General features: G+C 63.9%; 10 protein-coding genes, 1 tRNA gene and 1 CRISPR repeat array. Of the genes, 3 read left to right on the forward strand and 8 right to left on the reverse strand.

Annotated features, from left to right (window positions below; all coding sequences use genetic code 11):
• Positions 1-19 precede the first annotated feature (19 nt).
• Positions 20-1,446: a CRISPR direct-repeat array (repeat unit 36 nt; unit sequence CTTCGGGCAGCTTTAAAGCTGCCCCTCCATTGCGGC).
• Between the two features lie 170 nt (positions 1,447-1,616).
• From OXK16_11590 to OXK16_11600, 3 genes are read left to right on the forward strand one after another with little or no spacing between them, the layout of a single operon-like run.
• A complete protein-coding gene (locus tag OXK16_11590; protein ID MDE0376585.1) occupies positions 1,617-2,570 on the forward strand; it encodes an IS1595 family transposase in 954 nt (317 codons plus the stop codon).
• Entirely contained in the window at positions 2,567-3,349 is a 783-nt protein-coding gene (locus tag OXK16_11595; GenBank protein MDE0376586.1) for a site-specific DNA-methyltransferase, read from the forward strand. The genes OXK16_11590 and OXK16_11595 overlap by 4 nt, the downstream gene beginning before the upstream one ends.
• Positions 3,346-3,945, forward strand: coding sequence for an endonuclease domain-containing protein (locus OXK16_11600; GenBank protein MDE0376587.1), 600 nt, complete (start codon positions 3,346-3,348; stop codon positions 3,943-3,945). Before OXK16_11595 ends, OXK16_11600 begins: the two co-directional genes overlap by 4 nt.
• Positions 3,946-4,217: 272 nt before the next feature.
• On the opposite strand, the gene OXK16_11605 is transcribed toward OXK16_11600, so the two are convergent.
• The 8 genes from OXK16_11605 to rpmG form a co-directional block, all read right to left on the reverse strand.
• Positions 4,218-4,526, reverse strand: a complete 309-nt coding sequence (locus OXK16_11605; GenBank protein ID MDE0376588.1) for a HigA family addiction module antitoxin — start codon at positions 4,524-4,526, stop codon at positions 4,218-4,220.
• Positions 4,527-4,540: 14 nt separating this feature from the next.
• Complete coding sequence (locus tag OXK16_11610; GenBank protein ID MDE0376589.1) at positions 4,541-4,834, reverse strand: type II toxin-antitoxin system RelE/ParE family toxin; 294 nt, start codon at positions 4,832-4,834, stop codon at positions 4,541-4,543.
• 515 nt (positions 4,835-5,349) lie between these two features.
• On the reverse strand, positions 5,350-6,504 hold the full coding sequence (locus OXK16_11615; GenBank protein MDE0376590.1) for an integrase arm-type DNA-binding domain-containing protein: 1,155 nt from the start codon (positions 6,502-6,504) through the stop codon (positions 5,350-5,352).
• Positions 6,505-6,708: 204 nt separating this feature from the next.
• Positions 6,709-6,787 (reverse strand) — tRNA-Trp (locus OXK16_11620).
• Positions 6,788-7,049: 262 nt separating this feature from the next.
• Complete coding sequence (locus OXK16_11625; protein MDE0376591.1) at positions 7,050-7,448, reverse strand: hypothetical protein; 399 nt, start codon at positions 7,446-7,448, stop codon at positions 7,050-7,052.
• Positions 7,445-7,993: a sigma-70 family RNA polymerase sigma factor gene (locus OXK16_11630; protein MDE0376592.1), complete on the reverse strand. Its 549-nt coding sequence runs from the start codon at positions 7,991-7,993 to the stop codon at positions 7,445-7,447. Before OXK16_11630 ends, OXK16_11625 begins: the two co-directional genes overlap by 4 nt.
• A 19-nt stretch (positions 7,994-8,012) precedes the next feature.
• On the reverse strand, positions 8,013-8,876 hold the full coding sequence (locus OXK16_11635) for a MaoC/PaaZ C-terminal domain-containing protein (GenBank protein ID MDE0376593.1): 864 nt from the start codon (positions 8,874-8,876) through the stop codon (positions 8,013-8,015).
• Between the two features lie 225 nt (positions 8,877-9,101).
• Entirely contained in the window at positions 9,102-9,284 is a 183-nt protein-coding gene (rpmG, locus tag OXK16_11640) for a 50S ribosomal protein L33 (GenBank protein ID MDE0376594.1), read from the reverse strand.
• Positions 9,285-9,374 lie beyond the last annotated feature (90 nt).

Here is a 9,374-nt window from a genome sequence, read left to right on the forward strand (position 1 = left end):
CTAGGTTCTTGAGCGAGCTCTTCGGGCAGCTTTAAAGCTGCCCCTCCATTGCGGCGCGAACCCGACCGCCTGGTTCCTCAGGCTCGCCGATGCTTCGGGCAGCTTTAAAGCTGCCCCTCCATTGCGGCCGCTCGCCGCCCTCGAGGTCGCCACCACCCCCGGCGCTTCGGGCAGCTTTAAAGCTGCCCCTCCATTGCGGCGAGAAGCGGCCCATCGATGGGTGGCCGGCGCAGCCGCCGGGCTTCGGGCAGCTTTAAAGCTGCCCCTCCATTGCGGCGGCGCGCTGTGGCGCCCCCTGGCGTTGCGCCTCCAGGCTTCGGGCAGCTTTAAAGCTGCCCCTCCATTGCGGCCTCCGCGGCGTGTGGCTGTGGATCACCGGGTCGGACGGCCTTCGGGCAGCTTTAAAGCTGCCCCTCCATTGCGGCCAGCTCCGCGACGGCGATGTAGACGCCAGGTGGGAGCGCTTCGGGCAGCTTTAAAGCTGCCCCTCCATTGCGGCCCCCACACTGCTGCGAGGAGCAGCTTGAGCGTTTCGCTTCGGGCAGCTTTAAAGCTGCCCCTCCATTGCGGCCCACGGCCACGCCAACGGGCTTCGCCCTTTCTGGCTCTTCGGGCAGCTTTAAAGCTGCCCCTCCATTGCGGCGAGCTCCTCGAAGATCGACCATCTCCGGTCAGGGTCCGCCTTCGGGCAGCTTTAAAGCTGCCCCTCCATTGCGGCGATCCCATGCCCCGGATGAAGCCCCTGATGCGCATCCCTTCGGGCAGCTTTAAAGCTGCCCCTCCATTGCGGCCTTCGTCCCCTTCGGCTGCTACCCGTGCCGATTCTACCTTCGGGCAGCTTTAAAGCTGCCCCTCCATTGCGGCTGTTCTGGTCTGCTGATGGAAGGCGGGGGTTGGCTGCTTCGGGCAGCTTTAAAGCTGCCCCTCCATTGCGGCGAAACATCGCCCGTGCGGAGATCATGGCCAGCTGCCCCTCCATTGCGGCTCGGCGACGGTTGTGTGGGGCGGTCAGGGCAACTTTGTCTTCGGGCAGCTTTAAAGCTGCCCCTCCATTGCGGCGCGAATCCACCCGGGCACCGTCCCGCCGTCCGTCATGCTTCGGGCAGCTTTAAAGCTGCCCCTCCATTGCGGCGGGACCTGACGGGCACCGACCGCCCCGTTGCGGCCGTCCTTCGGGCAGCTTTAAAGCTGCCCCTCCATTGCGGCACCTGGTTCATTTTGGAGTGGTCAGGCCAATCCATCTTCGGGCAGCTTTAAAGCTGCCCCTCCATTGCGGCATGGGGTAGGTTTGGCCGTTGGTGGAGGCTCTCGTGGAGCTTCGGGCAGCTTTAAAGCTGCCCCTCCATTGCGGCGGGATACATCCATTGCGGCGATGGCCGCCCATACGCCGTCAAGCATACGCCTTGCCCGCTTCGGGCAGCTTTAAAGCAGTTACCCCAGTGTTGTTCCCCAGTATCCGCCGGCTTCGGGCAGCTTCCATTGCGGCAACGCTGCTTACTTCTTGAGCGGCGATGGCAAGGACAGCTTTAGAGGGGATTTATATCGAATCGTAACCAAATGCGCGAATCTGTCACACCCTCATGTTACGATTATGTTATAAATCGGGAGGGTGAGGGATGACGCAGACAGGACCAGGCAAGAGCTACCGCAAGGGTCTCTCGCTCATCGAGGTCACCCGTATGTTTCCCGACGATGAGGCCGCCGAGGCTTGGATCGCTGAATGCCGGTGGGGTGGTGAACCGACCTGCCCGCGCTGCGAGAGCACCAACGTTCAGACAGGGGCGAAGCACCCGAGCCAGCCGTACCGCTGCCGGGTGTGCCGGAAGTTCTTCTCGGTCAAGACCGGCACCGCGATGGCGGGAAGCAACCTCGGCTACCAGACATGGGCGATAGCCACCTACCTGTTGGCGACCGGGTTGAAGGGTCAGGCCAGCATGAAGCTGCATCGTGATTTGGGCATCTCGCAGAAGTCGGCGTGGTTCCTGGCCCACCGCCTGCGGGAGGCTTGGGAGAACGACCAGGCCACCTTTGCCGGGGCGATGGAAGTGGACGAGAGTTTCATCGGTGGCTTGGAGCGCAACAAGCACGCCGCGAAGAAGCTGAACGCCGGACGCGGCCCGGTCGGTAAGACCGCTGTGGTCGGGGCGAAGGATCGCGCTACCGGCCAGGTCGTCGCCCGAGTGGTGCCGAACACCCAGGCGGACACGCTCCAGGGGTTCGTGGAAGAGCATCGAATACCGAACCAGCCGGTCTACACCGACGGCGCCACGGCGTATGATGGGCTCGAAGGCCGCCAGGCTATCCACCATTCGGTAGGGGAATACGTGCGGGGGAAGGCTCACACCAACGGAGTCGAGTCGTTCTGGTCGATGCTCAAGCGGGGCTACCACGGCACCTACCACCGGATGAGCCCCAAGCACCTCCAACGGTATGTCAACGAGTTCGCCGGTCGGCACAACATCCGCCCGTTCGACACTGTCGACCAGATGCGGTTCATCATGTGCGGACTCGTGGGAAAGCGACTCCGCTACGAAGACCTCATCTCCGGCCATCGCGGGGTCGCGCCATGATCCGCAACTCCCTGATAGTCGGGGATTGCGTGGAGGTCATGGCCGACTGGCCGGACGACTGCATCGATCTCACCGTCACGTCACCGCCCTACGATAACCTGCGCAACTACAAGGGCTATCAGTTCCCTTTCGAGGAGATCGCCTCCGAACTTCTGCGAGTGACAAAGCCGGGCGGGGTGGTCGTCTGGGTGGTAGGTGACCGAATCAACGGGGGGCGTTCCCTAACCAGCTTCCGCCAGGCAATCCACTTTCAGGAGATCGGCTTTGCCGTTCACGACGCCATGATCTACCGCAAGAAGAACACACCCTTCATGCGCTCCAACGCCTACACCAACGCGTACGAGTTCATGTTCGTGTTGAGCCGGGGACGTCCCAAGACCTTCAACCCGCTCAAGGAACCAACTGTTCGGAGCGGTTACGAGCCGCTGGTGCACAACAAGGGGCCGGACGCGGTGAACAAGAAGACGATGGGGAAGCTGAACAAGGAGAAAACCCGCACCAACATCTGGGCCTATGCGGTCGGGATGAACGGCACCACAAGAGACAAGGTCGCGTTCCAGCACCCGGCCGTGTTTCCTGAGCGGCTCGCCGAGGACCACATTCTCTCATGGTCCAAACCAGGCGATATCGTGTTAGACCCGATGTGCGGGTCCGGCACCACCCCCAAGATGGCCGCTGCCAACAAACGAGACTATATCGGCATCGACATCGCGGCGGACTACATCGCCATAGCGGAACAGCGAGTGGCGATGCCCAGCCAGCCCGCGCTGTCCGCATGATCCCAGAGGGGGCCTGCGTTCTGTGCGTAGGCGCGTCTGGTGTTCCGGTCGGGGAAACACTGCCCATCGCGTACAAGCGCCGCTCGGTCGGGTTTGTCACCGCCAGCGGGCCAGAGACCAGCGAAGTGTTCCTGGTCGGCGACGGCGTAACGCTCCGCGTCCTCAACACAGACATCGAGCGGTTCGACCCGACTACAACAGGGGATGACCACTCCACGAAAATCTGCAACCGATGTCACGTTCTCAAGCCGGTTGACCATTTCCAGAGGAACCAGACAACGGCACGCGGCCGCATCAGGCGCCGCCCGACCTGCAACATATGTTGCAGGGGCATCGACCGCCGGGGGATGACGGCCAAAGAGCGACAAGCCGCTGAGGAACACCGCCCCGCCAAAGGCACGCTGTTTCAGTGCCCGATCTGCCGTAAGCGGTCGATAGTCGGGGTCACCGCCAAGATCGTTCTCGATCACCACAAAGGGATCGGCAAAGCCAGATCGTTCATCTGCGATAGCTGCAACACCGGCCTAGGCCGATTCCAGAACGGCAAGAACCTCCTCAGAAACGCGCTCCTATACATCGAACAACACGGAGAGTAACCCATGCCAGAACAGAAGAAACGTGGCCGTGGCAGGCCGGTGAAGTACCCGATGCCCGAACCTATACCCGACACCCCCGAGAACATCATGACAGCCATCCTCCGCACACCGCCCACACCGAAGAAGCGGTGGAAGTTCATGAAAACCGGCCGCGCCTGACCCCGCCGGTTGGTTACGATTCTATATTATTCCCCTTAAAGCTGCCCCTCCATTGCGGCAGCGGGCCGGGCGGTTGTACAAGATCGTCCAGGGGATGACCGGCGAGGCCGCCGTCAGGTGGATGCCGCGAGTGGCACTATGCTGTCGAGCTTCTCGGCCTCCCGGCGTATTGCGTGGTATAGGTCCCAGCGCTGTTGTAGGCTCATCCACAGGTCCGGGGTCGTGCCGAAGAACCGGGAGAGCCGTAGGGCGGTGCTGGGAGTGACGCCTCGCCGGCCCCTAACCACCTCGTTCACCCGCTGGAACGGCACATCTATCGCAGCAGCGAGCTCGCGCTGGGTGATCCCTCTGGGCTGCAAGAACTCGTGCAGCAGCATCGTGCCCGGGTGTGTGGGTTCACGGTCGTTAGGGATGCGCACCACTTTGGCCTTCCTTTCTAGTGGTAGTCGGTCACCTCGACTTGGTCGGGGCCGATTGCCGTCCATCTGAAGCAGACACGAAATTGGTCGTTGATTCGAATGCTGAACTGTCCGCTTCGGTCGCCACCGAGCTGCTCTAGCCTGTTGCCCGGAGGCGCTGCGAGATCACTCAAGACGGCGGCAGAGTCGAGCAGGTCCAGTTTTCTACGGGCCACTGCCCACAGATGGCGCGGGCAGACTCGACGGGCCTGTGGTGTGTTCAGCCCATTGAACAGATCGGCTGTGCCGCGGCCCCGGAACGAGACGATCACAGGTACACGGTAGCACGGCTATCATGCTACTGTGAGGTCACCGACACTCGTGGTGAGGTCGACGACTGACCCCTGACATCCTTGACGATTCTTGTGGACCAGGTTCCGGGCAATGCCTAGTGTGTTGTGGGGCGGTTTGTGGGATCGATAAGCACAAAACCTGTATTTACCTGGGGTTTTGCGCGGTCTCATAAGCAAGCAGTTTGTTCTACCCGGCTCGCTGAGGACGCTGACCCCGTGATGGAACCCTCGCCGTGGCCGTCTCCCGTCTCCAATGCCCATAATGACCACCTCAGACGCCCGCAACGGCAAAGCTCAGTACGGGAACTCTTCGGCCGGTCGTGGTTCGGCGCCCTATCGGTCATCTGACACCCATGGGACCAGGTTTCGGCTACGCCTAGTTTGCTGTGGGTCAGTTTGCGGGACGGATCGACAGAAACCTTAGAAGTCTACCTAGGGTTGTACGCGGTCTCCTCCGACGGGGTACCACCTCGCTCTCCGACAAACCCGGCACGCTAGCTGACAGTCGTGGGGGCGGCATAGTGCCCCCAGGCCTCCATAACCTCACGGCGGCGTTCCAACAGATCACTCCGTGAGTAAGCCAACTCCGCGGCGTTCCCGACCAAGTGTGAGAGGCACGCTTCGGCGACCTCGCGGGCAACGCCGGTCTCGCCGCACCAATCCCGGAAGGAACTCCGCATGCCGTGCAGGGTGCCGTCGATGCCGACCCTGCCGGGTACTTTGCCGAGCATCCAACGCGGAATCTCGCTCCCGATCCTGCGGGGGCGGGGGAACACCAGTGGGCTGCCGTCCGAATAGCGGCGGACCTCGGCCAACACTGCCGATGCCCGACCCGATAGCGGCACCCGATGCTCACGACCGCCTTTCATCCGCCCTGCGGGAATCGTCCATATGGCCGCTTCGAAGTCTATCTCCGACCAGTGTGCGCCCCGAACCTCACCCGACCGGGCCGCGGTGAGCACCGAGAACTCGAACGCCAACCGTAGCGTCGGCTCGAGCCTGGAAGCCCGGACCGTGGCGACAGCGACCGCAACATCGTGGTGCGGTACGGCTCGGTGATGCTTCCTGCCGCCGTTCTGTTTCGGCAACGCAGCGACCACCGCTTCACCCCCAGGGTTGTCCTGCCGATACCCCTCCGCGATCGCCCAGCGCATCACTGCGGCTATACGCTGCCGGACCCGCTTCGCGGTTGTGGCCTTCTTGTGCCAGATCGGCGTGAGGCACGCCAACACGTCGGCTGTGGTGATCTCGTCCACACGTTTCGAGCCGATGATCGGCAGCACGTAGGTAGCGAGACTGGAGCGCCACTGTTCTTCGGTTTGGCCCCCCTCGCTGCGAGGTTTCCACTTCCCCGCGTGCAACCCGATCACCGTCTCCGCCGCCCGTGCGAAGGTTGGCACACCACCGGCGCGCAGTGTCACCGGGTCGCCACCGTCTAACGAGGTCTTGCGGTACTCGAACGCTTTGGCCCTTGCTTCGGCCAGACTCACATAGGGGTAGCGGCCCAAGCCAAGGTCTCGTCGGCGGCCGTTGACGGTTCCCCGCCAGATCCATGCTTTCGATCCGGAAGGCTGAACCCGCAAGACCAGACCATGCTGGTCGCCGTACTTACCCGCCTTGGTGACCGATCGTACGAAAGCAGCCGTCAATTTTGGCACTTTACCTCCAAATCCGTCCCTCTTCCCGTCCCACAACTAGATGAAACTACCGGAAACAGTGCGAATGGTCAAGAAACAAGCCCAGAGACTAGCCAATCCGCTAGCGGCCGATAGCAGGCTCTAAGAACATGGCTTTCACCTGGGATTATAGGTCAGTGAGAAACCGTTAGAGACGGCGAGAAACGGTGAGGAACCTGGCAGGGGCGGAGGGACTCGAACCCCCAACCTCCGGTTTTGGAGACCGGCGCTCTAACCAACTTCGAGCTACGCCCCTCGGCTGCCGCAGGGAGTATACGAACAGGTCTGCCCTAGTTTAGACACCTCACGACCCCGTCCGGTCGTCGGCGGTTACCTCCAGCCCGCCAGTGGTCTGTCGGTGTAATGGCGGTGTGGTATGGCGACGGCAGCGGTGTGCCTCGCAAGGCCCGCCGACGAAGGCGTACCCGCAGCGGTCCGTTGAGGAAGCGGAACGCAGCGACGGGACGCCGATGGCCGCCAGAGCACCCGGCTGTTTCGCAGACAGACCACTTGGCAGGCTACCGGATGCTTGGCGATCTCATCCGGCGGGCCAGCACCACCACCCCTATGGCGGCGATCGATGCCGCCGACGCCACCGCGGTAGCGGTTCTTCGACTGGTAGAGCTGCGCTGCTCGGAGGGGTGGTCGCCGTCCACCTCGGCCGGGTACTCCAGGCCGGCCGTCATGTCGAAGGGCGCCGGTTCGACCTGGGTTCTCATGGCACCCAGCTCGGCCAGCATCCTCCGCTGGCGTGCGGTGGCGGCCTGGCAGGACAAGCAGCCGCGGCGATGTCGCTCCATCACCGGAGGTAGATCGATCCCGCCGGACTCGGCCCCGTGCAGGACCAGCCGGGTGAGGCCGCAGGTGGCGATCCGAGGAACGCGATCGAGTCCGGCTCGGTTCACCAGCCGGCTCAACTCGACTCCTTCAACAGCTCCCGCAACCGGAGATGAGCGCGGTGCAGTCGCACCTTGGAGGCGGTCACCGAGATCGACAGCGCTTCGGAGATCTCCTTGTGTGACCAGCCGTAGACGTCCTTCAGAATCACCACCGTGCGCTGGGATCGCGCCAGTTCTGCGAGCGCCGCCCCGAGCCGGGCGCGCAACTCGGTCCGCTCTCCCGCCACCTCGGGATTGCCGCGGTCGCTCGCCTGCGGTTGGACGATCATCGCGTCAAGCTGGTAGGTGCGCTGGCGAGCCGCCCGTCCCTTGAGCGTCCAGGCGACGTTGGCCGTGATCCGGTACAGCCAGGTGGAGAAGCTCGAGTCCCCCCGGAAACGCCCGATGGCCCGCCACGCCCGGATCAACGCCTCCTGGGTGACATCGGCTGCCAGGGTTCGATCACCCGTCAACCGGACCGCCAGCGTGTAGACCTCGTGTTGATGGAGCCGTGCCAACTCTCCGAAGGCCTCCCGATCACCGTTTCGCGACCGATCCACCAGCTCGTTTACGTCCGGACCCAACCGGTGGTCCTGCACGCTCCTACCCGCTTTCGTCGTCCTTCGGTATCTCGATGCTAGCCGAGACGTGATCCCCCGCCTCGGACGACACCGTCGAGTTGAGGACGGTCCGCCGCTCATCCCGATCCTTCACCATGGTGGTGACCCGGGCAGCCTGGTCGGGATACAGGGGCCGCCGGAACCGGAAGCGGGCCCTGGCGAGGGGACGGGGCCGGGGCGACGATGCAGCGGCCGGCTGGGTAGCCCAGGCGGCCATCAACAGGCCGTGGCAGATGACACCGCCCACTCCCGACTCGACCCCGCGGAGGTGGTCCCAGTGGACCGGGTTGAAGTCCTCGCTGGCGGCGGCGTACCGCACCAAGTCGACCCGGGAGGCCGACTTGGCCAGCGGCGCGAGGGATTCGCCTACCTCGGGCAAGGACTCGGCGCGGGGAACGGAGTTGGCCCGGCGCGCCTCTGCCGCCGGCTCGGAACGCTCGGTGGCCGTTCCTCCGGGTGGGCTCTCCGGGGACATGAGGAACAGCGAGCGGGACGACAGCACCGTCCGGTCGGCGGAATCTACGACCTCGGCGCCGAAGGTGACGAAGGCAGTGCCGGCCCGCTCCCGGAGCCGGTCGATCCGGGCCGAGATGGCCAGGTCGGCGCCGATCCGCCAGGGCTGGCGCCAGGTGAATGTCTGCTCACCGTGGATGAGCAAGCGGGCATGCGAAGCAACGTCCGGATCGCCCAGGAAGGACGTGGCCACCTTGAAGAGAACCGCCCCCGCGAACGAGGGCGGAGCGTGGGAATGCCAGCGCTCCGGATCGTCGCCGGACGCCGCCACGTATGCGGCCACCTGGGCCCGACTGACTCGGAACCGCGACGGGCCGTACGTGCGACCGGTCAAGCTCTCCGGACCCGTCACCATCCCGATCCGGCTAGAAGCCCGCTGGGGCATCCACGGGGTAGTGGTCTGTCGGCGAAACAGCCAGGCGTGCTCTGGCGGCCACCGGTGCCCCGTCGCTGCGTTCCGCTTCCTCAACGTACCGCTGCGGGAACGCCTTCGTCAGCGGGCCTTGCGAGGAACACCGCTGCCGACGCCATACCACACCGCCATTCCACAGACAGACCACTAGCGGGTTTCGCGATGCAGGGTGTGGCGCCGGAGAAAGCGGTTGTACTTCCTGAGCTCGAGCCGGCCGGTGGTATTGGTCCGGTTCTTGGTGGTGATGTAGCGCGACGGGGGCTTTCCCTCGGCCCTCGCCTCGGTGCACTCGAGGGTGATCTTGATACGGCTTCCCTTTTTCTTGGCCATGGGGGCCCTCCTGCTGTCCGATTCTCCGACCCGGTGTTCCGGTTATTCGATGATTTTGGTGACGGTGCCTGCTCCTACGGTGCGTCCGCC

This window comes from bacterium (assembly GCA_028821235.1).
Classification (GTDB): domain Bacteria; phylum Actinomycetota; class Acidimicrobiia; order Spongiisociales; family Spongiisociaceae; genus Spongiisocius.